The sequence below is a fragment of the Nesterenkonia salmonea genome, assembly GCF_005771525.1.
In the GTDB taxonomy this organism is placed as follows: domain Bacteria; phylum Actinomycetota; class Actinomycetes; order Actinomycetales; family Micrococcaceae; genus Nesterenkonia; species Nesterenkonia salmonea.
In genome coordinates this window covers 46,308-71,565 of the sequence record NZ_VAVZ01000001.1, presented here as the reverse complement: position 1 = coordinate 71,565, position 25,258 = coordinate 46,308, and the positions used below count along the sequence as shown (strand labels likewise).

The window sequence follows — 25,258 nt, the reverse complement described above, 5'->3', positions numbered from 1 at the left end:
TGGAGGTGAGTCTCACCGTCCGGGAAACGGGCGGGGGCTGAAGCTAGTCGTCGTCAGGGTCCTGAGGTTCTGGAGGGAGAGCCGGTTTGTCCCAGTGCAGGGCTCGCAGCTTGATGTGTTCAGCAACGGCGATGACACCGGCACCCCGGGGCCGTCCAAGTGCGGGATACCTGTGCATGGTCGTCTTAGCCCAGGCATCGGCATCGAGTACGACGGCGCCCTGAGCACTCTTCAGGTCAGGGGCTAGGATATCGATGCCTGCCGCCACTAAGCCCGGGATCGAGTCAACTGCGCGAATGGCCAGCTCATTGAGTTCGGAGCTGACCTCGTCAGTGACATCAACGGGTATGCCGCCCCTGGTCATGTCCCCATCGGTTCCGAGTAGCGCCAGATCACCTGCCGCGGGCACCTGATCCAACGACCAGCCGGTGGTCTCCAGCAAGCTCTGGTCAATCTCGGGCAGAGTTTTGCGCAGCAGCGGGTGTGCCTCCCGTGCTGCGAAGGACTCTTCGAGAAGTGCGCTGATGGTGCGTGTCCCGTCACCGACCACGAACGCCGGAACGCGCACCGCGGCTGCTTGGACGGCGCTGCCGACCACAAAGAAGCGTACGCACAATGCGTCCAGAAACTGATCAATGAGGAGTTGCTTGGGGCTCCGAGCGGTTCGTGGGATTGCGCTCAATGCCGCTGCCCATGAGGCCTCGAATGTGTCCTCCGTGACGTTGAAATGCACACCGCGGCCACGCCGCCCGGTGTCAGGCTTCACCACCCAGGGGCCTGGTGCGCGCACAAACTCCGCAGCGACCTCCTCCTGGTCGCTGGTGAAGACCTGCCCTGGAGGGACAGGAACTCCCGCGGCTGTGAAGTACTGGCGCGCCAAACTCTTAGAATTACAGGCTTCCAGCGCCTGATCACTGACCAGGGTGGTCAAGCGCCCGCTGCGTCCACCCACAATCTCTCCGTTATAGAGAAAGGCGGCCACGATTCCCTTGAACTGGTGGACGTGGACTCGACGGCGCTGAAGCATCGCAGTCATCATGCGGCTGTGCGGGAATGCGCGACGGAAAGTGTTGATGTTGTCCCACCTCGGGAGCACAGAGTCCACAACGAACTTGCCGATAGGGCGGTCAGCATCGGGCACAGTTGTCAGCGCAGGCACGATCCACAGCTTAACGCTTATAAGGCGATACAGTGGCGTTGATGAACCGAACCACGGATCTGCGCCGCACACTGGGTCGGCTCCGCCGGCGGATCACCGGAGCCGAAAGTGAGGCACTCCACACCCAAGTCGCTGAGCTCGCAGGTGAAGTGAGCACAATGGCTGCACAGATGCAGCAGGCCGGCCGGGAACCTGTGCGGCGAGTCGACGTCGCCATACTCTCTGATTTCCGGCTCCGAGGCGGCACAACTGCTTCGATCGCGGAGGAAGTGCGTGCACAGTCCGCCGCCGGGCTCTCCACTGCTCTTATTCACGCCCAATCTGTGGTGACCACCACGGTCACCGGGTTCAGCCGCCATATCCAATCGGTCATGGGACTGCCTGGGGTTCACATCGTCTCCCCACGAGCTGAGTTGGACGCCGCGCTACTGGTGATCCGGCACCCCACAGTCATCGGCACCAGTGCCGCCAGATTCGGCAAGATCTCAGTCGATCAGGTCGTGATCGTGGCGAACCATCCTGCGATCGACGCTGAAGGTACCTGGCACTACTCCGTACAAGACGTCGAGAAGAAGGCTTTCGAGACGTTCAAAGTCCAGGCACAATGGGCGCCCATCAGCCCTGTGGTGCGCTCGAGTCTCCTGGCGCAGAGAGTCCCTGGTCTGAACATCGCCGACCAGGACTGGGCCAATATTTTCGGCCAAGAGGTTGTCATCACGCCGAGGGCGGGTTTCGTCACCGACCGACCGGTGATCGGCCGGCACTCCCGGCCGGAGAAGGAGAAGTGGCCCGCGACAGCTAAAGACATCCTGGCTGCGTACCCGGACAGCACCCACTACCGGGTGGAGGTGCTCGGAGGCGCCGCAGTTCCCGAAGAGATCCTTGGTGAGGTTCCCAAGACATGGCAGGTCCAGCCTTTCGGCGCCGAAGCCCCGGCTGAGTTCCTCCAGCGAATCGACTTCTGGGTCTATATGCACCATCCAGGGTGGAGCGAAGCTTTCGGCAGAGCCATCATGGAAGCGCTCGCAGCAGGATGCCTGGTGATGCTGCCCCACTATCTGCGCGAGATCTTTGGGGATGCGGCCGTCTACGCCGAGCCTGGCGAGGTCAAAGGCCTGATCGACCAGTACTGGATGGACCATGAGGCGTTTCTCGCCCAATCACAGCGAGGACAGCAGTTCGCTGTCGATCATGGGCCGGGCCGGCACGTGGAACGCCTCCGGTGGCTAGGTGTCACCCCATGACGGCGCCGCATAGTCTGCAGCCCACGGCTGTGTGCGGCGTGTTCGGACGCATGACCGAAGCGCATCGGCAACGCGCGGACCGGATGGCTGAACTCGCAGAGGCTGAGGGCGTCTTGTGGGATCCCTCTTACCTATTGCCAGGATTGACGCTTCGAGTGACTGCTGCGGCTGCCGTGAGCCGGGCCGAACGCAGCCTGGGTGCAGCGTGGAACGCCGCAGGGCAGATCGATTCCCAGCTGCTGGGGCAGCCCTGGGAGCAGACCGCTAGGGAAGCTGAAGCCTGCGGACTGCGCACCACCGCACGAGGAACGGGCATAGTCCACGGAAGTGTCTCCGGATGCCAGGTGCTCTACGTCCACACCGCCGATTCAGCAGTTTTCTTCTCCACCAGGCTGCGGTGGTTGGTTGAGACGGCGGAGACTCTCACCCCGGACTGGCAAGCATGGAGCGAGATTCTTGCGTTCGGGGCACCATTGTCCGGCCGCACGACTTTCACTGAGATCCGACGCCTGATGCCCATGGAGTACGCCGAGGTCACGGATACCGGCGCTGTGCAGCTGAAGCAGCAGCGTTGGCCCTGGGAAGACTATGTCCCACAGGCCGGCCCCAACCTGGATGAGGTCACCAGGGAGACCATTGAGGCGATGGCCTCTCACATGCGGCCTCACCTTGATGGAACCCACGCTGGCGGGTCAGCTAACCCCATGCTTTCTGGAGGCCGAGATTCACGGATGTTGACCGCGCTGGCCGCCCGGGAGAGCGCTGACCGGAAGAAACTCACAGCTTGGTCAACCAGCTCGGATGCTGGGTCCGCCCTCGAGGAACTTGTCGCATCCGAGGTCGCTGAGACCCTCGGTGTGGACCACCGCATCATCACTGGCCGCTACGACCAATTCGGAGAAGACTTCGCCGACTATGCCGAGGCCGTGGACTACCAGGCATCGTTCCACTTCTGGTTGATGCCGGTAGTCCGTGAACTGCGGAAGAGCCCTGGGGCTATTTTTGACGGGATCGGCGGGGGAGTACTTCTGGGCGGAGGATTTGCTGACCCGGTGGGGGCGTCCCACGTCAGCAGGCATGAGCTGATGCTCAGCAGAGTCCAGGCCCGTTCCCGGTACCTCACCGAGGCCCATAAGGTCATGGAGGGTAGGACTGCCGCCTCCGTAGAGGAGCGCGCCTACAGCGGGGCGCGGCCCACTGCTGAACGGTATGCCGACCACCCCAACGCGCACACCCTGACCTCCTACCTGCTTCGCACCGTCCCCGGGATTTCTCCGGCACCAGCCAAGGTGCTCGGCGGAGCTCAACCCACGCTGATGCCCATGGTCATCGACCAGGTAGCCCAGCGTGCCCTGGAACTGCCCCACCACGTCAAGGCCGACGGTGCCTGGTACCCCAAACTCCTTGCCGCCGCTGACCCCGCACTGCGGGGCATGGCCACCGCGGATGACCTTACCGGAACTCGTCACCACAAACGCAGGATCGCCAGCCGCGAAGGCGCGAGGTACTTAGCGGGAGTGATCCGTAGAGGGCCGGCCGCAGGACTGCTCTCAGCAGAGCTTGCCGCCGCAGACCCGGGGTCAGCCCACGGAGTTGTGGTCTGGCAGAGACTGCTCAACAGTCAGCGTTCCCAACATCTGATCCGAGGCCTGGCGATGCTCACACTCTGGCTGGAGCAGTACAGCACTACGCTCAGTGCAGCGGACCCCATGAGGATCGGACATGCCTGATAAGCCCCTAGAAACCACGTGGATGGGTACACGCGTGCTGCCTGCGGTACGTCGGGCCAAAAGAGTAGGTCGGCGGCTCGGACGTCGGGCGCGCAGCGTCGTCGCTCCTCGAATCGGTGCCCTCGGCCAGCTGCGGTTGAACGCTCCCACCACTGATCTCACCAGTGCAGAAGCGAAGCCAGAATGGGTGAGGCGATGCGGCGTCGTCGTGGCGCGAATCCCGGACCAGGCCCGGATACCGCGTTCATGGCGTGAGGTGCTGATCGAGGCTGAACGGCACAGTGTGCCCACAGTGTTGGTGGTCGGCTCAGAGAATGACCTCGATCACCCCCTGGCGGCTGTGGTGACGCATCTGGTGACCACGGACCCCCTTGTCCTGACGGCGGTGCAGAACTTCGCCGGCACCGAACGGGCAGGTCTGATAGACGCAGCAGCTGGTAAGCGTGAACAGATGTCTGCCCTGTTCGCGCTCACCAGGCTGCACACCCCTCTGGAGAAGACCTAGACCACGCCCCTGGCCCGATAGTAGGCTGCGGCGCGCGGGTCGGCCAGAAGCGGTCCGTGGACCTGCAGCACGTTCATTCCAGAGTTGATATTTGCCTCCAGAATGACCGGGCCGTCTTTGGTGATGATGATGTCCCAGCCGATGTACTCCATGAACGCCAACCGATGAGCGGCGTCCAGGACGAGCTGCTTGGTCTCCTCCCAGAACGGCACCTGGTGACCCTGGATTCGCGCCCCCGAGTCCGGGTGCTCAGCAAACCACTGGAGATCGTTGCCCTCAGGCAGTTGCGCTGCGGCGGAGAGCTTCCCAGTCTCCAAATCGACATTGGCTGAAAGGCCACCCTTAGTCCAGTTGTCGATGTGCCCGGAGCGCACTGACCCGATCCGCTGTGAGGCTCGGGCAATAAAGGGCGTGTGGTCATCGGTGACATCAGGCATGGTCAGCAGTCGGATGGTGTTGGTGGAGTGTGAGTTCAGGTACGCCTGGTCATCGTGCTGGGTGATCGCAGCCTCGAACAGCACCGGGCGGGGGAAGTCGCGCACCCACTTGGCCATCTCCTCGATACTGCTGGGCTGGCCGTCCATCCGGTATTCGCCGTCGGAGACTTTCAGAGATCGCACTCCGTTGGCTTCCGCACCGTGCAGTGGCTTGACGAAGATGTGCTGCCGTTCGCTGAGGATTTCTGCGAGGAACTGATCAACCGGGATGCGCCTGCTCTGCGGGAATGGGTGCACATGTCCGCGGGTGTGCAGGCCCAGAAGGTCCACCACATCAGAGTCCAACCCGAGGTTCTTCACCAGCAGGAAGAAGGAGAACTTGTTGTTCAGCACTTCCTGCAGATGAGGGTTGACCATCCGCTTGGTGCGGAAGTACCGCTGGACGTCATTGATGTAGAGCGAGGGGTCATTGTCCGGCAGTTGATAGAGCGTCACTGACCGCGACAGGAACCCTCTGCGCCACCAATCTGGTTTCCGGTTACCCCATTCGGTCTCCCAACGGAACTCTTTGCGCAGAAACCGGCGCGCTGCGCCGAACTGGCGCCGGCGGTACCGGTAGGTCTTGGCTGTGCGCTGGGGGATGCCCAGCGGGTCCTTGGCGTTCTGCAGCAAGCGCTGGGCGAGTCGCATAGGGTAAGGCGGTTTCCTCGGCGAGGGGGACAACTCATGAGACATACGTGCGATGGTACCGGTGGTTGCGCGGCGATGGGGCGTCCCACGCCTCGCACCAGATGCGCACCGGCTAAGCTGATCGGGTGAACCGGCAGCCCCAACGCGGCGGAGAGGAGCAGCTCCGAGTATGCACCTGAAGACGCTGACGGTCCGTGGGTTTAAGTCGTTCGCCTCGGCTACGACTTTCGAATTCGGACCTGGGGTCACTGCAGTGGTGGGGCCGAACGGCTCTGGGAAGTCGAATGTGGTCGACGCTCTGGCCTGGGTCATGGGGGAGCAGGGCGCTAAGTCGTTGCGCGGGGGCTCCATGGAAGATGTGATCTTCGCCGGCACCTCTGAACGTCAGCCGCTGGGCCGGGCCTCGGTCAGCCTTACGATAGACAATTCGGATGCCCTGCTGCCAATTGACTACACAGAGGTCACGATCTCGCGGACCATGTTCCGCTCAGGCGGGTCCGAGTACACGATCAACGGCACCAAGTGCCGGCTGCTGGATATTCAGGAGCTGCTCTCCGACTCAGGTCTGGGCCGGGAGATGCACGTCATTGTTGGACAGGGTCAGTTGGATCAGATTCTGCAGGCGACCCCTGAGCAGCGGCGCGGTTTCATCGAAGAAGCTGCCGGGGTGCTCAAGCACCGGCGCCGCAGGGAACGTTCGGTGCGGAAGCTTGAGTCGATGCAGACCAACCTAGAGCGCTTAGAAGACCTCATTGGAGAAATCTCACGGCAACTTGCCCCATTGGGCAGGCAGGCAAAAGTCGCCCGGCGGGCCCAGCGAATCCAACACGATGTCCGCGACGCGCTGTCGCGGCTGATCGCCGATGACCTCGTCCAAGCTGCCACAGCGCTGCACTCGTCATCGCAGGGTGAGCACGCCGATCGTGAAGCCGCCGCTGAACTCAGGTCTGGTCTAGCCGACTATGACACCCAGGTGGGTGCACTGAATCAGCAGGCTGAGGAACAGCGCGCCCGGGCAGAACAGTTCTCCGGCGGACATCATCGGCTGGCGCAGATTCAGGAGCGCCTTCGTTCCGTGGTGTCACTGGCGCGGGAACGCACCCGCAGCCTGCGCAGCGCCAGCACGGTGGACTACACCAGCGGTCGGGACCCTGAGCAGTTGCGCGCCCAGGCCGAGCAGGTCAGCTCCGAGGCACATGCGAAGCACGCAGCAGTCCAAGACGCCCAGGTAGCCCTAGAGGGCATCAGCTCTTCCCGGGCAGAGGCTGAAGCCGCACTCAAGGCAGAGGAAGCACTCATCAACGAGCAGCTACGAGCTGTGGCCGATCGACGAGCGGGGCTGGCGACTCTCCGGGGCAGGGTGGAAACTGCTCAGGGACGGGCAGATGCGGCAGCGTCGCGGCGTCGTCGTGCTGCTGAGCAGCTGGATGCTGAAAAGGCCTCATTGGAGGGCACCGAGGCTGAATTGGCACAACTCGAACAGCACATCGCGAGCGTGGAAACTGGCGATGCTGGCGCCCAGCAAGAGTTGGCTGAGGCCCAGCAGCGCTACCAGGACACCAAAGCTACTCACGATCAGCAGCTTGCCCAGCAGCGTCGTCTGGAGATCCGAGTCAGTGAGACTCGAGCCAAGATGTCGGCGCTGGAAGACGCAATCGCGGCAGCAGAGGAGCCAGTCAAATTAGATGAACCAGGTGCCGCCTTCAGCATAGAAGTCGTCCACGTCACCGATCAGCTGGCCCATTCCCTCCGGGAGGCGCTCGCCGATGCGGTGCTCGTAGATGAGAAAGCCTTCGGAGTAGAACTCGTTGATCGAGGCGACGCCGCGGCGGCACTGTCTCTCGACAAGGCTGTGATCAGGCAGGGAGAGCGGATCAGTGGCAGTCCCGCACTAGCCCCAGAGACCACGCTCACCGGCCAGGTGGAACAGCTTCAGACAACGCTGAGATCCGCGGCTGAAGAGCTCGACGCGATTAATGCTCACGTGCAACGCAGTCAGGATGAGGTGACGGCCGCTGAGCTGCGCGTCAGTGAAACCTCGGACGCGGTGCAGTCCAATGAGACGGCCATCGCGTCTTCCACAGAGCAATTGGCCAGACTCAAACGCGAAGTCAGCCGATCCCAGGAGCGGATCAATGGCTTCGGCCGGGAAATTGAGGATGCTGAGACTGCGGCGGCGGATGCCCAGGAGCAGCTTCAGGAAGTCACTGTTCGGTTGGAGGCAGCAGAGAACGAGGAGCTGGTAGAAGAGCCATCGACCGCGGAGCGGGACAGCCTTGCTGAACGAGCCTCAGAACTACGGCGCAGCGAAGTCGACGCGAGGCTTGCCCTGCGGGCGGCTGAAGAAGAGCACAAACAGCTCTTGGAGCGCGCCGCCGCTCTGCGCCGTTCAGCCCAAGCCGAGGAACACCGCCAGGAGCAGGCACGACGGGCAGCCGAGGCGCGTCACAAACAGGCTGAGCAGGCGGAGCAGATCGCCGAGGAAGCCCAGGATGCTGTGGAGCGAATTGAAGTGCAATTGGAGAGAATCGACCGCGCCCGCGCCGACGCTCAGCAGCAGCACGAGCAGCTGAGGTCACAGGTGGCCGAGATGATGGAAGCTCGGGCAGGGGAGTCCGCACAGCTGGAGGAGATCACCGCGCGTCTGCACCAGGCGGAGCTGAAGCAAACCGAACTCAGACTCGCCCTGGAGGCAGCTGAGTCCCGCGCGCAGGAAGAACTGAGTCTCACAGCCGAATACCTGATCGAGCATTATGGGCCCGATCAGGGTGTCCCGGATCTCGATGCTGAAGGGGACAAAGATCAGGCCGAACGGCCCTATGTCCGGACGGAGCAGGAGCAGCGCCTTTCACGTGCCAGGAGAGATTTGAAGGCACTGGGCAAGGTCAACCCGCTGGCACTGGAAGAACACGCCGCCCTGGAGGAGAGACACACCTACCTTCAGGGTCAGCTCACTGACCTGAAGACATCCAGACAGGATCTGCTCAACATCATCGCTGAGGTGGACACGACGGTGCACAAAGTTTTCTCCGAAGCGTGGGAGGACACTCGAGTCCAATTCGAGAGAGTGTTCGCTCGCTTGTTCCCCGGTGGCGAAGGACGGTTGGAGCTCACGAACCCCGAGGACATGCTCAACACTGGTATAGAAGTCCAAGCCAGACCTCCAGGAAAACGAATCCGGCGGCTCTCGCTGCTCTCCGGTGGTGAGCGCTCCCTGACGGCAGTCGCCTTGTTAGTGGCAATCTTCAAAGCGAGGCCCAGTCCGTTCTATGTTATGGACGAGGTGGAAGCCGCCTTGGATGACACGAACCTCTCACGATTGCTGGTGATTTTCGAAGAGCTTAGAGAGAGTTCACAATTGATTGTGATTACCCACCAGAAGCGGACCATGGAGATAGCTGATGCGCTCTACGGGGTGTCCATGCGACAGGACGGCTCGACTCGTGTAGTGTCCCAGCGATTGAACCGCGAGTTGGAGGATGCATAATGAGGCTTTCGCTGCCCCACTGGGGAAGATCGCCTGAGAAACTGACGATAACGCAGGCTGAAGCAATCGCGTTCCGTGTGCCCATGGACTTGGCGGCGGAAAACGCCCAGCGCTCGGTTGCGCCGTTTAACTACCTCGTCAGCGTTCGTGGGGAAACGTCGCATGGAGTGAGCTATTTCGGCCTGGGGGAAGCCCAACCTCGACCAAATCAGACAGGAGATTTGCACGATAGGTCTTGGCCTTTCCTAGACGACGCGCTCGCAGGCTTAGTCGGCCAGTCGCTATCTCTAAGACATCCACTTGATGACATTAGAGGTCACACCAGGCTGTTGCAAGACGCGGCGGACAAGGATGAATTCAATCCACTCTTTAGGTCGAGGGCCACGATCATGGGCATCGAGACGGCCCTGCTGGACTTAGCCGCGAAAGCCAAGGGTGTCACTTTCGTGGATTTACTCGGCAGACGTCGTCTTGTCACTGCACCGGTGCCGCCTGTCATGAGGCATCGTGACCCGAGCAAAATCGACGAGTACTTCCAGAAACGGGTTCGCGGAGCCAAGACGCCCCTACGGTTGGTCGGGGGCGAGGACATCACCGAGGATCTGGAGCACTTCCAGCTTGTAGCGACGGCCCGTCGCGCCATCCGACCCTCGGCAGCAGCTCAGCCCATTTGGTTTAATTTTCGAGGAAAGCTCGCATTCGATTCCGCCCGCCATATTGTAGAAGAAGTCGCTCACCTAGCGGCAGGGGGAAAGCTACCGTCCCAAATAGTCCTACAAAACCTCCTGGCTCGGCATGACCTGGAGCGGTCTGCCGAATTGCAGAGTGTGGCGGACAGCTTGGCCCAACGGGTGGCAGGCTCATCAGGAGTAACGATTCTTCCGCGCAGCGCGGGACCGAGTGACACTGCCGACATGCTTGGGTCTGAGGAGGGGACTCTCCGGATGTTGAACATCCGCCCGGCAGAGCTCGGAGGGATCCTAAGGTCAATCGAGATAGCAGAGAACTTCAAGAAGATCTCGCCAGAGGGTCAAATCGTGGTCTCTCAATTCCCTGGAGCGTCACGAGTGACGCAAATGGTCCACCGTGACTTGGCCAAAGCTCTGCCCAACGCTCGATTCGTGGGGGCGTCTGCTGAAGTGGAACGAAAGTTCCGTGGCACTCGGAGACTGTCACGTTTGCGGAGGAGCCCCCTGTTGCGGCAAGGGACAGGACTTGCACTGGATTACCAGGCCCTGGTTTCCCAAGCAAGAGGCCGTATTCTTCACCCGTCTATACCGTCTGATGCAACACCTGGTCTCGAACCCAACACATATGACGATGTCGACTACATCTCTCCCATCGGCGCCTATGCCGTCCATGGCCATATCGTTGAGCGTGAGGCTTTAGCCCGGGGCCTCAATAGTTGGCGCTTCACGAAGTCAAGCATCATGGTCTCGGACACGGCCGGTGTTCAGCTGCCTTTTAGGACGACTCGCTGGCCATTGTCAGGTGTTGTCGCGTCCTCCGTTGCGAAACATAAGGAGTCCACCCGAATTCTGCTTCGGAGGGCTGGCTGCCCGGTGCCAGAGGGCCGAACTTTCCATGGGGGGGACCACGAGATTTCGCTGAGCTATGCACGACGCATTGGGTATCCGGTCGTCCTGAAGCCCGCTGAGGGTTCTATGGGTGTTGGGGTCACTGCCAACATCGGTAGCGACTCCGAGCTGACGGAAGCATTGCGGATGTTCTCTAGAACTGCCCATGGCAACGATGAATTCATCGTCGAGAAGCACATCAACGGTGGCGACTACCGCATCATGGTGATTGGTGATGAAGTTGCTGCAGCAGTTCAGAGAATCCCCGCAAACGTGGTGGGCGATGGGGTCCAGACCGTTGGGCAGCTGATGATCGAGAAGAATGTGGCCCGCCGGCAAAATTCTCACTTGGGACCGCTCAAGATCAAATGGGACGCATCTGTTGCTTATCAGCTTGGAAAGCAGGGATACACCATCGACAGCGTGATACCCGCAGGTCAGAGAATCTACTTACTCAGTACCAACAACCTGACACAGGGGGGCGAGTCAGTAGAAATCCTGGATGAGCTGCATCCGAGCATCAAAGAAGCGAGTGTAAGAGCCGTCAAGGCAGTACCAGGAATGGGGTACTGCGGAGTTGACTTTCTCCTGGAGGATCACACGAAGCCTCTGGATGAACAGGATGGAGCCATCTGCGAAATCAACGCTATGGCAGCGCTTCCAGTCGCCGAATACCCTGTGTACGGAACTCCTAGGCGACTGTCAGAGCAGTTCATTTTGCGCTGCGTCGAGGCATTTGGTTTGGAGTCTTGGCCGGAACGAGCGGAAACGCTGAATCTGCGGCTCACCATACACGGTGGCGTCACCGGCGTTGGCTACGGAAAGTGGTTCACCCGCCGAGCATCTAAATCAGGCCTTTCGGGATGGTTCCGAAACACAGGGGAACGCCAAGCCGAGGCCCTCGTCAGTGGCCCGACCGCCGCTGCTACGGCGATGGCGACTGTCGCTATTTTGGGGCCGCCAAAAGCAGCTCCTGAATCGGTCAAGTCTGTCCATACTTCTGAGTTACCTGAACTCGATGAGTTCGTTCTTTTTGACGAAGATTCAGATGACCGGGGCGGCGTAGCATTCGAACCTGGGGCTAATACAGATCTCTCTGACTTTGAAGAGAGTGACTCATCGGTCGAGGAGACGTCAACGGAACCAGAACAGCTTTCTGACCTGCAGGAGATTGATGACCTGTTGAGTCCTGAAGAGCTCGAGGACCGACTTGAGGAGCAGAACGATGGCAAGTGACCAGGTTGCCCCTATTCGTCCAGCGCCACTGCGTGCCGTCTCCACTGGTTTGCCCACTCCCTTGCACGAGTGCCCCTCGGATCTTCTTGACGGATGGGTGATGCATGCCTCTGCGCTACGGCATGATCTGAACACTCTGCTTTTTCCGGGGCAAGCGCTCATGGCATATGCCGGAGATGATCACACCGCTGGTTTGGCTTTCGCCCACGGTGTGCCCAATCGAACCTGGCTCTCGTCGGCCACGTTAATGCAAGACAAGCGGATGCGCCGGGACATCGTAGAAGAGGCGGGAGTTCCTGTGCCGAGGGCTAGGTCGTTTTCGCTGAAGCGAGGGGCCTCTCATGCCAAGGTATTTGCGGCGAGTATTGGCTATCCAGTTGTCGTGAAACCAATGCTCGGAGAGTCAACGGTGGAGGTAATGCCAGACATCAGAGATGAAGAGCAACTTGAACAAGCGATCGAATACTTGAGGAAAGTCCCCACTTCGCGAGAAGATTTCACGACTGCTTCCTACGCATTTACCCAGTTGCTGACCCCTAGGTCCAGCAGCAGCACGCGAACCCGAGGCACGTATCGGTTCATGGTTGAGGAGCGAGTCTCCGGTCAGTATGTGCGCCTGCTCCTGGCTGAAGGACGACTCTTTTCGGCTGTGCTTTTGCCGCATGGGCCGTGGCGCTCGAATTCGGCTGCTGCAGAGGTTTTACACGAAATTCATCCTGAACTTCGGGAATTCGCCGAGGAGGTTTGGCGATCTTGCCCAGGTTTGAGCGTCATGTCCGCCGATGTCGTGGTGAATAACTTCACGGAATCAACGGCAGTTTCCAGACCAGTTCTCGTTGATACCTCCGAGCGTCCGTGGATGCACGTTCAGTATTTGGCCTCGCCATGTTGTATCAGTGAGCTAGGAGATGAGCTTTTTCGCAGTGCGGCTGAGGCCGAGGGCATCGACTTGGCACTACCTGGCTCCGCCCCTGAGGTTAATGTCAGCTTTACCTGGGAGGGACTTTCACAGGTTGGTGAGAATGTGAGGCAGGCAGCAGCCGCGGCGGCACGAACAGGAATAAAGTTCCACGTTTCTTCAGAGGATCCCGTATCGGGGGTGGTGTCCGGTGAGATGGTGGGCGATCCATCGAGGATTGCGCTGTTTAACGAGCTCGTTCTCGAGGGCAGCGTCCTCCATGCACCGGTGATGGCTGTACAAACGCGGTCCAACCCCGGACCAGGTGGAAGCAGCTTTTCACGCTAGGTTTTGAGAGGCGGGGCCAGATCGGCGCGACGGTTGGTGTGAATGTATGTACCAAATGGTCGTGGTTGAGCTGATCCGAGGTGTGCTCTCAGAAGACTTTTCTGTGTCTGTCAAGCCGCGTTCGTGAGAGGTGTTGAGGTGTTGAGGTGTTGAGGTGTTGAGCGTTCGGTGGACGCGGCGGGCTAGGTAACGTTTGAGGCAGCGGCGGTTCTCGCGGTCTGTGGTGTTTTCTGTTCGGCGCTTTTCGACGTGGTCGCGGGTTCCAGGGTCATGGGTGATTCTTTATATCGCGACCACGTGAAGGACGCTGTTCAGGGATCTATCGCCGCCGCGGTTCAGTCGGTGTCTGACCGTATTCCCGGATGAGGCGGGGATGGGGTTAACCCCGGCCAGGGAAGCGAAAGCTGCATCGTTGGGGACCCTCCTGACTTTGGTCACTCGAGGTGATTTTGGTGGGTTGGGGGCTTTGGATTGGCTTGTTTCCGGGGTTTTCAGGGTGTGGTGGCCGCACTAAATAGACTTGGTGGGTGAGGATCAGGCGGGTGAAGACAGCGTCGGGGGCCACTGCGGTGCAGTTGGTGGAGTATCGGCATGGTCAGCGTCGGATCATTGAGCGGCTCTTCGGATNCCGAGGGACTCGGGGTCGCGTGGGACACCGCCAACAACGCGGTCCTGGCCGAAGGCAAGCGGCTGCTGATCAACGACCCCACGCGGTTCGAGGGCGTGAAGGTCATTGGCGTCGATGAGCACGTCTGGCGCCACACCAGGCGTGGCGACAAGTACGTCACCGTGATCATCGACCTCACCCCGGTCCGCGATGGCGCCGGCCCAGCAAGGCTGCTGGACATGGTCGAGGGCCGGTCGAAGGCGGCGTTCAAGACCTGGCTCGCCGACCGCGACGACGCCTTCCGTGACGCGGTCGAGGTGGTCGCGATGGTCGCGATGGACGGCTTCACCGGGTTCAAGACCGCCGCTGCGGAGGAGATCCCGGACGCGGTCACGGTGATGGATCCCTTCCACTTCGTGCGCCNNNTGATGGATCCCTTCCACTTCGTGCGCCTGGCCGGTGACGCCCTCGACAGGTGCCGGCGCCGGGTCCAACTCGCGATCCACGGGCACCGTGGGTTCAGGGACGATCCGCTCTACAAGTCGCGGCGCACGCTGCACACCGGCTCGGACCTGCTCACCGACAAGCAGAGCGACAGGCTACGCGCGCTGTTCGTTGATGACGCTCACGTCGAGGTCGAGGCGACCTGGGGTGTCTACCAGCGGATGATCGCCGCCTATCGCCACGAGGACCGGCAACGTGGCCGCGAGCTCATGGAGAAGCTGATCACCGACCTCAGCGCCGGCGTCCCCAAGGTGCTCACCGAGCTCACCACCCTGGGCCGGACCCTGAAGAAGCGAGCCGCCGACGTGCTCGCCTACTTCGAACGACCCGGCACCAGCAACGGGCCGACCGAGGCACTCAACGGACGGCTCGAACACCTGCGCGGCTCCGCACTCGGGTTCCGCAACCTGACCAACTACATCGCCCGAAGCCTGCTCGAGACCGGCGGCTTCAGACCCCAACTCCTACACCCCCGATTGGGATGAGCCATTAATTCTGATGCTGATCAGCGCGGCAGGGTCATCTTTCACTCAGACCTCCGGTGGAGATGTTCAGATCAAGGATCTTCAGTGGGAGACATCCCAAGGTGGCTCGATGAGTGGACTGCTCTTCGTCCCTGAGGGAGTGTCAGCGGAGGAGCCAGCACCCGGCATCGTGGTCAGCCACGGGATGTTCAACAACCGTGAGATGCAGGAGGCGAACTACGTGGAGCTCTCGCGCCGCGGTTACGTGGTGCTCTCTATGGATATGTACTCGCACGGCTGGTCAGAGCCAGTTTCTGATATCCAGACACTGACCACCGGGATGTACCAAGCAGTCACTGAGCTCTCGGGCATAGATTATGTCGACTCCGAGCGCATCGGCATCACCGGCCACTCACTGGGAGGAATGTCGAGCAACGTCGCTGTGATGATAGACAACCAGATGGAGACTGATCTCATCTCCGCGGTCCTGATCAACTCCACAGATGCGGAGTACATCGATCCGGAGACGCAGGAATTCGCCAACGTGTACGGTTCACGAGATGTCGGCGTCATCGCTCCGCAGTACGACGAATTCTTCTTCGGCGACGTCGATGCCGAAGGAAACCCCACACCAGCGCGTGACTACATCGAGCACGGAAACGCTCAGTCCTTCTTGCACTTCGGTGAGGAGCCGGGTGACGGTCTGCGCAACCCTGGTGAGTTCTACGCCGAGGAAGTTGACGGGGAAGAAGCTCTCCGCATCATCCACAACCCCGCTATCACTCACCCTTGGGCGCACTTCTCACACCAGGCAACTGACTCCACCATAAAGTTCTTTGAAGAGGCCCTTGGGGCTCCTAACCCGATTCCCTCCGAACAGCAGACGTGGCAGTGGAAAGCAGCCTTCAACGCTCTTGGGCTCATCGGCTTTGGAATCTTCGTGGTGAGCTTGACGCTGGTGCTGCTCCGCAGCTCGTTCTTCAGCTCGCTGCGTGTTGCTGAACCAGTGCGGATTCGGCAGACCGACCGTACCGGCAAGATCTGGCTCTGGGGAACCCTCAGCGCGGCTGCAATTTTTGCTTCCGTCAGCTATATCCCGATTCTGACCTCGGTGGATTCCTTCACTATGGGCTCCGGCGGATGGGCCCAGAGTTCTCCCTATGGAATCGGAATGTGGGCCGCGGCCAATGGGCTCTTCACTCTGTTGCTGCTGAGCCTCTTCTACGTTTTCTACATGCGTCGCCGGGGCACCAGCCTCGCCGAGCGTGGGCTCACGCTGTCACTGGGAAATGCTGGTAAGTCTGTTTTGTTGACGGTGGCTGTGGTGGCTTCATCGTTCGCGACAGTCTTCCTTGCGGACTACTTCTTCAAGACCGACTTCCGACTGTGGACTCTGGCCGTGAAAGCGTTCCCCTCAGACATTGTCTGGACAGCACTCTTCCCCACGCTTCCGCTGTTGCTGATCTTCTTCGTGGCCGCATCGATTGCTACCAACGCCATCAACTTCGTCTGGATCGGCGCTTCAGAGAAGCACCGAGAATGGGTCAACACCACGGTGCTGGCACTCTTCAGCGTGCTTCCGGTGGTGGCCGTCCTCCTGGTGCAGTACATCGGGTTCTTCAGCACCGGGTTCCTGCCCTTCCCCGATGCAAATATGCCGACTGTCTGGCTCTTCACTTTCTTAGTGATTCTCCCGGTCAGCACGGTGATCTCACGAAAAATCTACCGAGAGACCAACAACCCGTATCTTCCGGGGCTGATCAATGGACTGCTGGTGACGTTGATCGCGTCCTCTAACACCCTCACATGGGCGTAAACGGAGCAGCTTCAGCTGGGCTGCAGTGGTAGCTGGGCGGAGAGATCAGCCCTAGTGCCGGAAGCACTGATCAGCCCAGCTTCGCGGGCGTTGTCCCAACTGGTGCGCCCAGTGGCCAACTCCAGCCATGTGGCGGGGCTGAACTCCACCACATTGGGTGGGGTGCCCCGTGAGTGGTCCGCCCCGGCGATGCACTGCGTGACTCCGAACGGTGGAACGCGCACCTCAACCGCACCGCCGGGGACGCGCTCACTGAGCTCCTCTAGCAGGTAGCGCACGGCGGTGGCGAGTGTGCGGCGGTCGTCACGTCCCTGTCTCCAGGCATCCACGGCAGCTAGTCCGTCCTCGTGGGTGATGCGGCGTCGTGCCATCACTCTCCGTTCATCAGGTGGTTTTTGGGAAATCAGGTGCCCACAGGATGCTGACAACCCAACAGGAGCCTGATTTTCCGGGGGAGGGGAGGGGAGTCAGAGCTGCGCGGTGACAGACTCTGATAAGCGCAGGCCACCGGCTGGGCGCTTATCCGCCCCACCGGTGATGGGGTTGACCAGGATCTTCAACGTCCGCTCCAGGTCATCGAGGTCCACCTTTCCGGCCGCGGCCAGCAGGCTCAGCGCCACCAGGTGGTTCGGGCGTGAGGACCCGTCGAGCGTCTTCACCGCGGCAGTCGTGCCATCCGGGGCTGCCACAACGAGCACACCCTCAGCACCTGACTTGGTGATCAGGCCCAACTGTTCCATGACCACAGTGTCGGGTTCGCCGACGCCGCGGACTGCCCACGGGTAGTCGAGCATGGCCTGGGCGACGGTGAAAGCGTGCACCTCGGCGTCGCGCTGAGTGAGCGCGGAGCTGAGCCTGCCGATGCCGCGGGCCAGGCCGGTCAGGCTCATCGCCGCCGCCGGCGCGCCGCATCCGTCGACCCCCAGCGTGGTGGGCGCTTCACCGCAGTACTCGGCGTAGACCTCATTGACCATCAGCTGAAGGGGGTGATCGGGGTCGGTGTAGGTCGCAAGGCGTGAGCCCTGTGTCCGGGTAGCAGCGAGGAAGACAGCGTGCTTGCCGGAGCAGTTGTACGCCAGCGCAGTCTCAATCTTGTCTGCCCGGATATGTGCTTCCAGGTCCGCACTGCGGGCTGGATACGCCACCGGGCACTTCAAGTGGGACTCATCCAGCCGCTCCTTTGCGAGGACGCTGGCCGCCACATCCTGGTGGCGTTGTGAGCCCACATGGGAGCCGCACGCAAGAGCCACTGCCTCGGGGCTCACCAGTGCGCCCGCGCGCAGCGAGGCCAACGCCTGCAGAGGTTTCAGCGAGGATCGCGGGAACATAATGCTTTCCGGGGCGCCGAGCCGTTTCAGCACCTCACCCTCCGGTCCGACCAGCACTGCAGATCCCACATGGCGGGACTCCGCGAGACCAGCACGGGTGACGACAGCCAACTCGGCAGATTCAGCGGCAGTGGCAGTATGTGGCGCAGGCGCAGCATCAGTGCTCATGGCTTCCACCATACGGCTCGGCGCACCAGTTGCGCAGCTGGCGGCGGCGTCCACCTCAGCGGTAAGTCGCTGCGTCCAGCTCCTGCGCCGGGGTGACCTCCATGTCGGTGATGAACCGCCAAGCATCCGGCCGGGATCCGTCCACATCAGTGAGGTCGTAGTGCTATGCGAATGTCACGCTCGCCCCGCGACAGGCACCCCAAAGCTCAAGCCCGGGCGGTAAGGTAAGGAACCGTGAAGATTCTGGTCGTGGGCCCCGGAGGCCGAGAACATGCCATTGCCCGTGCGCTGCTGCGCGACCCTGCCGTCACCACAGTGGAGGCCGCCCCAGGAAACGCCGGAATCGCCCGGGATGTGACCTGCCGTCCGGTGGAGGCCACAGACCCCGAATCAGTGGCCGCGCTCGCCGTTGAAGGTGCCTACGATCTTGTGGTCATCGGACCGGAAGCACCCCTTGCTGCAGGAGTCGCCGACGCCGTCCGCGCCGCCGGGATCCCCGTCTTCGGCCCTTCCCAGGACGCCGCCCAGCTGGAGGCCTCCAAAGCGTTCGCCAAGGAGATCATGGCGGCCGCCGCCGTCCCCACAGCGGAAGCCATCCACATCAGCACAGCCGCCGAGGCCGCCGATGCGCTCAACCGATTCGGACCGCCCTACGTGGTCAAAGATGACGGACTCGCCGCCGGCAAAGGCGTGGTGGTCACCGAAGACCGCGACGAGGCCCAAACCCACGCGGAAGCCTGCCTCACCGGCGGAAGCACCGTAGTCATCGAAGAGTTCCTGGACGGCCCCGAGGTCTCCCTGTTCGTCATCTGCGACGGCCAGAACCTGGTCCCCCTTTCTCCCGCCCAGGACTTCAAACGCATTTATAACGACGACGCCGGCCCCAACACCGGCGGCATGGGCGCCTATACACCGCTGGACTGGCTAGAGGGTTACACCGAAACCCATGGCGGAGTGGCCCGGAACTTCACCGAAATCGTGGTGGACCGGGTCGCGCGCCCCACGGTCGAGGAAATGGTCCGCCGCGGCACGCCTTTCGTCGGAGTGCTCTACTGCGGCCTGGCCATCACCTCCCGAGGTGTCCGGGTGGTGGAGTTCAACGCCCGCTTCGGTGACCCAGAGATCCAGGCCGTTTTGGAACGCCTCGCCACTCCGCTGGGAGGGCTCCTGCTCGACGCCGCCACCGGCCAGTTGGGCCCCGACCGTCACCTGGAGTGGTCCAACGGCTACGCTGCCGATGTGGTGATCGCCGCCGAGAACTACCCCGAGGCCCCCCGCAAGGGAGATGTCATCACAGGCATCGCAGACGCTGAAGCACTCGATGGAGTGGCGGTCCTCCACGCTGGCACCGCTGAACACGATGGAGACCTCATCACCGCCGGGGGACGCGTCCTCGCTGTGGTCGGCACTGGAGGCACGCTCCGCGAAGCAGTAGACCGCGCCTACGCCGGTGTGAACTGTATTGAGTGGTCTGGTGCCCAGCACCGTACCGACATCGCAGCCAAAGCACTCGCTGGCCAGATCAACCCTGGCGGCCCCACACCAGGGCAGGACCACCAGTGACCGCTGCAGGCCTGCCGGGCTGGCGGCATCTGAGCTCCGGCAAGGTCCGTGACCTCTACACTCCGGAAGCTGGCTCCCAATGGGAAGGCCAAGACGTCCTGCTCATGGTCGCCACCGACCGGATCAGCGCCTATGACCATGTGCTCAGCCCCGGCATCCCCGGAAAAGGCATCATCCTCACGCAGCTCAGTCTCTGGTGGTTCGAGCAGCTGGCCGCTGAAGGAATAGGAAACCACCTGGTCAGTACTGAGGTGCCGGAGGAAGTCGCGGGCCGCGGCGTCGTCGTGCGTGCCCTGGACATGGTGGAAGCTGAAGCGATAGTGCGCGGCTACCTCACCGGCTCCGGTCTGGCCGAATACCGTGAGACGGGCACCGTGACCGGCATTGAGCTCCCCGAAGGGCTCACCGACGGGTCCGCGCTGCCGGAGCCCCTATTCACCCCCTCCACTAAGGCTGAGCAGGGTGACCACGATGAGAACATCAGCTTCGAGCAGCTTCAGCAGAGCATCGGTGCGGACCTGGCGCGGCGGCTCCGCGATGCGGCCCTGCGGGTGTACGCGCTCGCCGAGGCGAAGGCACGTGCCGCCGGGATCATCTTGGCCGACACCAAGTTCGAGTTCGGACTCGATTCCCAGAGGGCCCTGGTGCTCGCTGATGAGGTGCTCACCCCGGACTCCTCGCGGTTCTGGCCGGCAGAGGACTGGGCGCCGGGCAAGGCGCAGCCCAGCTTCGACAAGCAGTTCGTCCGCAACTGGCTCACCAGTGACGCATCCGGGTGGGACCGGAACTCCGACGACGCCCCACCGGAGCTCCCGGCGCACATCGTCGCCGCCACCCAGGAACGCTACCTGGACGCATACCGCCGCCTGACGGGCTCCGAGCTCGACCACCTCATCTAGCAGTCCGGCTTCTGAGCTCGGGCGCCTGATCTAGCGGGCTGGCACCTGCGCACACCGCGCGGACGCAACATGCGGTAGGACTCTTGGACTAGTGAATCTGGGATTCCCATCCGGTGTTGCAGTTTTGGGCCCGTGAGCAGGCTCAGCGGCACTGGCGATGGGAGGAACAGGGCACAGGCAGTACCGTCGTATCAGCTGCGCCGGTCAGCGCCTCGAAGTTGAGAGGACAGCTCGGCGACGTCGGCCCGCAGCTGCTTGATCTCCTGGTACAACAGGTGGTGGTCATCGGCCGCGCCGGCTTTAGCTCCAGCGCCGGCTCCAGCCGCGGCTCCCGCTCCGGAATCCACACCATTGCGGGACTCAGCTGCGGTGGCGTCGTCGTGCTCATCATCGGATGAGGCGACCACGGTGGCGGAGGGCATATCGTGCAGCGTGTTCATGGCGTCCACAATCACCGCGATGATGAGGTTCAGGGCGGTGAACGCCGCCAGGATGATGAACGGGATGAAGAACGCCCACGCCCAAGGGTGCTCATCCATGGCGGGCCGGACGATAGTCTCCCAGCTGGAGAGTGTGGCGATCTGGAACAGGCTGAACAATGATGCGCCGAAACTGCCAAAGAACTCCGGCAGCGTCTCCCGGAAGAACGTGGTGGCCATGACCGAGGCCACATAGAAGATCAGCGCCAGCAGAGCACCAGTGGACAGGATCCCTGGCACCGCGTGCAGTAGCGCGCTGACCACTTTGCGCAGCTGAGGCAGTGCAGAGATCAGCCGCAGCACGCGCAGTACCCGCAGTGTGCGCAGGACCTCGAACCCGGCGCCGGCCGGGACCAGGGCGATGCCGACCACAATGAAGTCGAACACGTTCCACGGGTTGCGGAAGAACCTCCAGCCGAAGGCCACCAGCTTCAGCCCGATCTCCAGCACAAAGATCGCAAGGCAGGCGGCGTCGATCCCGATCAACACGCCACCGAAGGCGTCCATGAGCGCAGGCGAGGTTTCCATGCCCAGCACCACTGCGTTGATCAGGATGACGGCAATGACAAACCGTTCGACGGTGGAGGACTCCACCCATTCGCCGAGCCGTTGGCGCCAGTGAACCTGAGGTGTGGAGGTCACAGATGTGGCAGGGGAGTGAGCGTCTGACATTGAACCTATGGTAGCCGGTGCTGGGTGGAAGGGCTCAGGAGCCCATGGTGGCGGACCAGGCGGAGTTCCTCAGACGATGTCCTTCATTTTCTTGGCGATCATCCCGATGGCACGCTGCGGAATCAACCGGCTGAGAGCGTCGAAGAGTTTCGCATCGTTACCGATATGCACTCGGAACCGGCGTTTCTCCATTGCTTCGATGATCTTCTCCGCTGCGGTCTCCGGAGAGGTGATCTTCCGCGTTGATGATTCATTGGAGTCTCCGGTGCGAGTGACACCGGAATTTTTGGTGATCTCAGTCCCTACGGCACCCGGGAACACTTCAGTCACGTGGACCTCCGAGTCTTGAAGTTCCGCGTAAAGCCCTTCGGTCAGCAGGCTGACTGCCGCCTTGGAAGCGCCGTAGACACTCTGCCCGGGAACAGGGAGGATCGCGCCCATACTGGAGACGTTGACCAGGCTCGCCTCCGGGCGGGTGAGCAGCTGGGGCAGAAATGCTTTGACGGTATTGACTGTGCCCCAGAAATTCACGTCCATCACCTGCTCCATCTTCGCGAAGTCCAGATCCTTGATGTGAACGAACGGTTGAATAACACCGGCGATGTTGACCAGCCCGTCGACCTGGCCGTGCTGTTCGAGGATGGAGTCAGGCAGTGCCAGCACATCCTCGCGGTCAGTAATGTTCAGCGGATGCAGGGTGAGCCGCTTGTCGGCGGCAGCGAGATCAGCGGTTTCCTTCAGCCCGTCCGGATTGAGGTCTATAGCTGCAACCCTGGCGCCTCGGGAGAGAAGCCCTAGAACCGTGGCGCGCCCGATTCCGGCACCTCCGCCAGTGACTGCGATGACTTTGCCTGTGAGGTTCATGATGAGCCTTTCCGCACGCTTGTCTCTGCCAGGTGCGAGTTGTGGTGTCGAAGTGCTACCGGACAGAAATGTCCGGTAGGTTTATGATATCCGTATGGATGGCGCAGGCAATACTCGAGCGCGGCACAGACCGCAGGGATTGCAAAAAAATCGAGGACCCCTTGCGGGTCCGGAGAATCGTCAGTCCCTTATTGACGCAGGAAGGGCCGAGTTCATCGCTCATGGCGCTTCGGTGCCGCTGAGTCGGATAGCTAAGCGTGCCGGAGTAGGCCAGGGAAGTCTCTATCGGCACTTTCCGAATCGGTTCGCGCTCGCAGTCGCGGTTTTTGAGCAGAATCTGCAGGAGATCAGGCGACGCGTTGCCGTTTCCTCGTCGCCGTACTCAGTATTTCTGAGCACTGTTGAGCAGCAGGCATCAGAGGCCTCGGTGATTATCGATCTTGTTGCATCCGGCGAGGCTCAGGCGGAAGCTGAATCCCTCCGGCGGGATCTGCGGGAACTTGTCACTGAAGTGTTCGACGCAGCCTCGGCAGCAGGGGAGTTGGCACCTCATGTGACGGCTGTAGATCTGCTCTCGGCCGTTCAGATGCTCGCCCTGCCGGTTGCGAAGGCGCCAGCCGGGGAACATGGTGCAGTGGCGGAAAGAGTCCGGCAGATTCTGGACGCCTGGTTCCTCAGAGGTTCCTGAGGTGCCTACGAGCCCATGGTCGCGGACCAGGCCGAGTGCAGCTTGGAGAAGTAGCCGCCGGCGGCAATGAGATCCTCGGGTGAACCATCCTCCACCACGCGTCCCTCGTCGATCACGAGCACCCGGTCAGCGATCGCCACCGTGGAGAGTCGGTGGGCGATGATCAGCGCAGTCCGGTTGCCCAGCAGGCGTTCCAGCCCCTGCTGCACCAGCTGCTCTGAGGGCAGATCCAACGACGACGTCGCCTCGTCCAGGATCAGCACAGCCGGGTCAGCCAGGAACGCCCTGGCGAAGGACACCAGCTGACGCTGACCGGCGGAAATGCGCCCGCCGCGTTTGTTGACATCAGTGTCATAGCCCTCAGGCAGGCTCATGATGAACTCATGGGCGCCCACCGCCTTGGCGGCCTCAATGACCTGATCGTCGGTGGCATCTGGTTGGGACAGTGCGATGTTCTCCCTGATGGAACCGGAGAACAGGAACGCTTCCTGGGTCACCATGGCCACATGCCGGTGGTGGTCGTCCTCGGCGAGCTCCCGCAGCTCCACCCCATCCAGGGTCAGTGACCCTGAGGTGACGTCGTAGAACCGGGCGAGCAGCTTCACCAGGGTGGACTTTCCTGCGCCCGTGCGCCCCACCACAGCCAATGTTTGACCTGCCGGGATGTGCAGGTCGAGCTTCTGCATCACGACCGGGCCGTCGGCGCTGTACTTGAACTCGGCGTCGCGGAACTCGATCTCACCTGCGCAGTCAGGCAGCCGCCTGGGGTCCTTCACCTGGCGGACGTTGGGCGTTTCCTCCAGAAGACCGGACACTTTTTCCAAAGCGGCGGTGGCCGACTGCAGCGAGTTGTAGAACATGGCGATCATGTCCAGAGGCTGAAAGACACGCTTAGTGGAGAGCACAATGCCCAGCAGGAGGCCCGCACCCAGGTCACCCTCCAGCACCCGGTAGCCGCCCCACAGCAGCACCGCGGCAACCGACAGGTTACCGATCAGCATCAGCGATGGCTGCAGCACACCGAAGAGCCCGATCGAGCGGACCATGTCATCGCGGTAGATCTTGGCCAGTTTCCGGTACTGACGGGACCGGGCGTCCTCACGGCGGTAGGCCTGCACTGCGCGGATCCCGGTCATCGACTCCACGAAGTGCACGATCATTCGGGCTGAGGAAATGCGGGTGCGCCGGTAGGCGACCTCGGCGTTCTTCTGGTACCAGCGGCCCAGGAAGTAGATGGGGATGACTGCGCACAGCAGCACCAGCCCAGAGCGGATATCGCTGATCCAGATATACACGGTGGTGAAGAGCATGAACATGATGCCCTGGACCAGCTGGTTGATGCCTCCATCGAGGAGTTCGCGCAATGCTTCCAGGTCGGAGGTTTGCCGGGAGATCACCTTCCCGGAGGTGTAGTCCTCATGGAAGTCCAGGCTCAGCGCCTGGGTTTTCCGGAAAACCTCATCACGCAGCGTGTACAACATGGTCTGCGAGGCTTCGGCCGTCATGCGGGTGTACCAGTAGAGCAGGCTGCCCGCGGTCACAGCGCAGATCAGGTACAGCGCGGCCGGCACCCACAGCCCGGTCGCGTCACCATCAATCAGCCTTGGCAAACCCCAGTCGATGGCCAGGCCACCCGCAATGAACGGGGTGGCAGCCTGGGCTGCCTGGGAGACGATCACGGCGATGGCGGTCAGCAGCAATTTGCCGCGAACACCGGCTGAGGCCTTCCAGAGAAGAGCAAGAGAACGACGCCGGATGAACTTCCGTTCCTCTTTGTCGAACGTGACATCCTCTTCAGCGGCGGTGCCTCGCAAATGCGCGAAGTCGTCTTGCTCAGGCGGGGGAGTCATCTTGGAGAGGTCAAGTGCTGCGGTGTCATCGCCAGCCGTGGCGCG

At 61.7% G+C, this 25,258-nt stretch carries 17 protein-coding genes and 2 pseudogenes; 11 read left to right on the top strand and 8 right to left on the bottom strand.

What is annotated here, in order from left to right; genetic code table 11:
• Positions 1-43: 43 nt before the first annotated feature.
• Positions 44-1,159 carry an ATP-binding protein gene (locus FEF26_RS00295; protein ID WP_138251537.1) on the bottom strand — a complete coding sequence of 372 codons (1,116 nt, stop codon included), beginning with the start codon at positions 1,157-1,159 and terminating at the stop codon, positions 44-46.
• Positions 1,160-1,200: 41 nt separating this feature from the next.
• Between FEF26_RS00295 and FEF26_RS00290 the strand changes: the two genes are divergently transcribed.
• The 3 genes from FEF26_RS00290 to FEF26_RS00280 are packed head-to-tail and all read left to right on the top strand — an operon-like array spanning position 1,201 to position 4,638.
• Complete coding sequence (locus FEF26_RS00290) at positions 1,201-2,403, top strand: glycosyltransferase (protein WP_138251536.1); 1,203 nt, start codon at positions 1,201-1,203, stop codon at positions 2,401-2,403.
• On the top strand, positions 2,400-4,133 hold the full coding sequence (locus tag FEF26_RS00285; RefSeq protein ID WP_138251535.1) for an asparagine synthase-related protein: 1,734 nt from the start codon (positions 2,400-2,402) through the stop codon (positions 4,131-4,133). Before FEF26_RS00290 ends, FEF26_RS00285 begins: the two co-directional genes overlap by 4 nt.
• Positions 4,126-4,638, top strand: coding sequence for a hypothetical protein (locus tag FEF26_RS00280; protein WP_138251534.1), 513 nt, complete (start codon positions 4,126-4,128; stop codon positions 4,636-4,638). The genes FEF26_RS00285 and FEF26_RS00280 overlap by 8 nt, the downstream gene beginning before the upstream one ends.
• Here FEF26_RS00280 and FEF26_RS00275 read toward each other — a convergent pair.
• Entirely contained in the window at positions 4,635-5,765 is a 1,131-nt protein-coding gene (locus FEF26_RS00275; RefSeq protein WP_166432847.1) for a sugar-transfer associated ATP-grasp domain-containing protein, read from the bottom strand. The two genes, FEF26_RS00280 and FEF26_RS00275, sit on opposite strands and share 4 nt — an antisense overlap.
• A gap of 169 nt (positions 5,766-5,934) precedes the next feature.
• Here FEF26_RS00275 and FEF26_RS00270 point away from each other — a divergent pair, with 169 nt between their 5' ends.
• The 3 genes from FEF26_RS00270 to FEF26_RS00260 all read left to right on the top strand — a co-directional run bounded on the left by FEF26_RS00270 (position 5,935) and on the right by FEF26_RS00260 (position 13,311).
• Positions 5,935-9,252: a chromosome segregation SMC family protein gene (locus FEF26_RS00270; protein WP_166432846.1), complete on the top strand. Its 3,318-nt coding sequence runs from the start codon at positions 5,935-5,937 to the stop codon at positions 9,250-9,252.
• 389 nt (positions 9,253-9,641) lie between these two features.
• Positions 9,642-12,065 (top strand): acylphosphatase, encoded by a 2,424-nt coding sequence (locus tag FEF26_RS00265; protein ID WP_166432845.1) that lies wholly within the window; start codon positions 9,642-9,644, stop codon positions 12,063-12,065.
• 262 nt (positions 12,066-12,327) lie between these two features.
• Positions 12,328-13,311 carry an ATP-grasp domain-containing protein gene (locus FEF26_RS00260; protein ID WP_138251531.1) on the top strand — a complete coding sequence of 328 codons (984 nt, stop codon included), beginning with the start codon at positions 12,328-12,330 and terminating at the stop codon, positions 13,309-13,311.
• A 153-nt stretch (positions 13,312-13,464) separates the two neighbouring features.
• Here the strand turns inward: FEF26_RS00260 and FEF26_RS00255 are convergent.
• A pseudogene (locus FEF26_RS00255) lies at positions 13,465-13,734 on the bottom strand (transposase); the annotation flags it as partial.
• Between the two features lie 205 nt (positions 13,735-13,939).
• On the opposite strand from FEF26_RS00255, the pseudogene FEF26_RS00250 reads away from it, so the two are divergent.
• Positions 13,940-14,907 (top strand): annotated as a pseudogene (locus FEF26_RS00250) (transposase); the annotation flags it as partial.
• 13 nt (positions 14,908-14,920) lie between these two features.
• Positions 14,921-16,702 (top strand): alpha/beta hydrolase family protein, encoded by a 1,782-nt coding sequence (locus tag FEF26_RS00245; RefSeq protein WP_138251530.1) that lies wholly within the window; start codon positions 14,921-14,923, stop codon positions 16,700-16,702.
• Between the two features lie 11 nt (positions 16,703-16,713).
• Here FEF26_RS00245 and FEF26_RS00240 read toward each other — a convergent pair whose 3' ends face one another.
• Together FEF26_RS00240 and FEF26_RS00235 are read right to left on the bottom strand one after the other, a co-directional pair.
• On the bottom strand, positions 16,714-17,073 hold the full coding sequence (locus tag FEF26_RS00240; RefSeq protein ID WP_138251529.1) for a sterol carrier family protein: 360 nt from the start codon (positions 17,071-17,073) through the stop codon (positions 16,714-16,716).
• A 96-nt stretch (positions 17,074-17,169) separates the two neighbouring features.
• Positions 17,170-18,198: an asparaginase gene (locus FEF26_RS00235; RefSeq protein ID WP_243730316.1), complete on the bottom strand. Its 1,029-nt coding sequence runs from the start codon at positions 18,196-18,198 to the stop codon at positions 17,170-17,172.
• A 234-nt stretch (positions 18,199-18,432) separates the two neighbouring features.
• Between FEF26_RS00235 and purD the strand changes: the two genes are divergently transcribed.
• Complete coding sequence (purD, locus tag FEF26_RS00230; RefSeq protein ID WP_138251528.1) at positions 18,433-19,761, top strand: phosphoribosylamine--glycine ligase; 1,329 nt, start codon at positions 18,433-18,435, stop codon at positions 19,759-19,761.
• Complete coding sequence (locus tag FEF26_RS00225) at positions 19,758-20,660, top strand: phosphoribosylaminoimidazolesuccinocarboxamide synthase (RefSeq protein WP_138251527.1); 903 nt, start codon at positions 19,758-19,760, stop codon at positions 20,658-20,660. Before purD ends, FEF26_RS00225 begins: the two co-directional genes overlap by 4 nt.
• Positions 20,661-20,851: 191 nt before the next feature.
• Here FEF26_RS00225 and FEF26_RS00220 read toward each other — a convergent pair whose 3' ends face one another.
• Positions 20,852-21,811 (bottom strand): ion transporter, encoded by a 960-nt coding sequence (locus FEF26_RS00220; protein ID WP_208012808.1) that lies wholly within the window; start codon positions 21,809-21,811, stop codon positions 20,852-20,854.
• 69 nt (positions 21,812-21,880) lie between these two features.
• Positions 21,881-22,675 (bottom strand): SDR family NAD(P)-dependent oxidoreductase, encoded by a 795-nt coding sequence (locus FEF26_RS00215; RefSeq protein ID WP_138251526.1) that lies wholly within the window; start codon positions 22,673-22,675, stop codon positions 21,881-21,883.
• A gap of 139 nt (positions 22,676-22,814) precedes the next feature.
• Between FEF26_RS00215 and FEF26_RS00210 the strand changes: the two genes are divergently transcribed.
• Complete coding sequence (locus tag FEF26_RS00210; protein WP_166432844.1) at positions 22,815-23,363, top strand: TetR/AcrR family transcriptional regulator; 549 nt, start codon at positions 22,815-22,817, stop codon at positions 23,361-23,363.
• 5 nt (positions 23,364-23,368) lie between these two features.
• On the opposite strand, the gene FEF26_RS00205 is transcribed toward FEF26_RS00210, so the two are convergent.
• Positions 23,369-25,213 carry an ABC transporter ATP-binding protein gene (locus tag FEF26_RS00205; protein WP_243730326.1) on the bottom strand — a complete coding sequence of 615 codons (1,845 nt, stop codon included), beginning with the start codon at positions 25,211-25,213 and terminating at the stop codon, positions 23,369-23,371.
• Between the last annotated feature and the right edge of the window lie 45 nt (positions 25,214-25,258).

Coding starts and splice junctions, on each gene's coding strand:
- FEF26_RS00260 (WP_138251531.1), top strand. CDS start 12,328: ATGCGCCGGGACATCGTAGAAGAGGCGGGAGTTCCTGTGCCGAGGGCT.
- FEF26_RS00215 (WP_138251526.1), bottom strand. CDS start 22,675: ATGAACCTCACAGGCAAAGTCATCGCAGTCACTGGCGGAGGTGCCGGA.
- FEF26_RS00290 (WP_138251536.1), top strand. CDS start 1,201: ATGAACCGAACCACGGATCTGCGCCGCACACTGGGTCGGCTCCGCCGG.
- FEF26_RS00285 (WP_138251535.1), top strand. CDS start 2,400: ATGACGGCGCCGCATAGTCTGCAGCCCACGGCTGTGTGCGGCGTGTTC.
- FEF26_RS00240 (WP_138251529.1), bottom strand. CDS start 17,073: ATGGCACGACGCCGCATCACCCACGAGGACGGACTAGCTGCCGTGGAT.
- FEF26_RS00265 (WP_166432845.1), top strand. CDS start 9,642: ATGGGCATCGAGACGGCCCTGCTGGACTTAGCCGCGAAAGCCAAGGGT.
- FEF26_RS00245 (WP_138251530.1), top strand. CDS start 14,921: ATGCTGATCAGCGCGGCAGGGTCATCTTTCACTCAGACCTCCGGTGGA.
- FEF26_RS00220 (WP_208012808.1), bottom strand. CDS start 21,811: ATGTCAGACGCTCACTCCCCTGCCACATCTGTGACCTCCACACCTCAG.
- FEF26_RS00275 (WP_166432847.1), bottom strand. CDS start 5,765: ATGCGACTCGCCCAGCGCTTGCTGCAGAACGCCAAGGACCCGCTGGGC.
- FEF26_RS00235 (WP_243730316.1), bottom strand. CDS start 18,198: ATGAGCACTGATGCTGCGCCTGCGCCACATACTGCCACTGCCGCTGAA.
- FEF26_RS00280 (WP_138251534.1), top strand. CDS start 4,126: ATGCCTGATAAGCCCCTAGAAACCACGTGGATGGGTACACGCGTGCTG.
- FEF26_RS00270 (WP_166432846.1), top strand. CDS start 5,935: ATGCACCTGAAGACGCTGACGGTCCGTGGGTTTAAGTCGTTCGCCTCG.
- FEF26_RS00205 (WP_243730326.1), bottom strand. CDS start 25,213: ATGACTCCCCCGCCTGAGCAAGACGACTTCGCGCATTTGCGAGGCACC.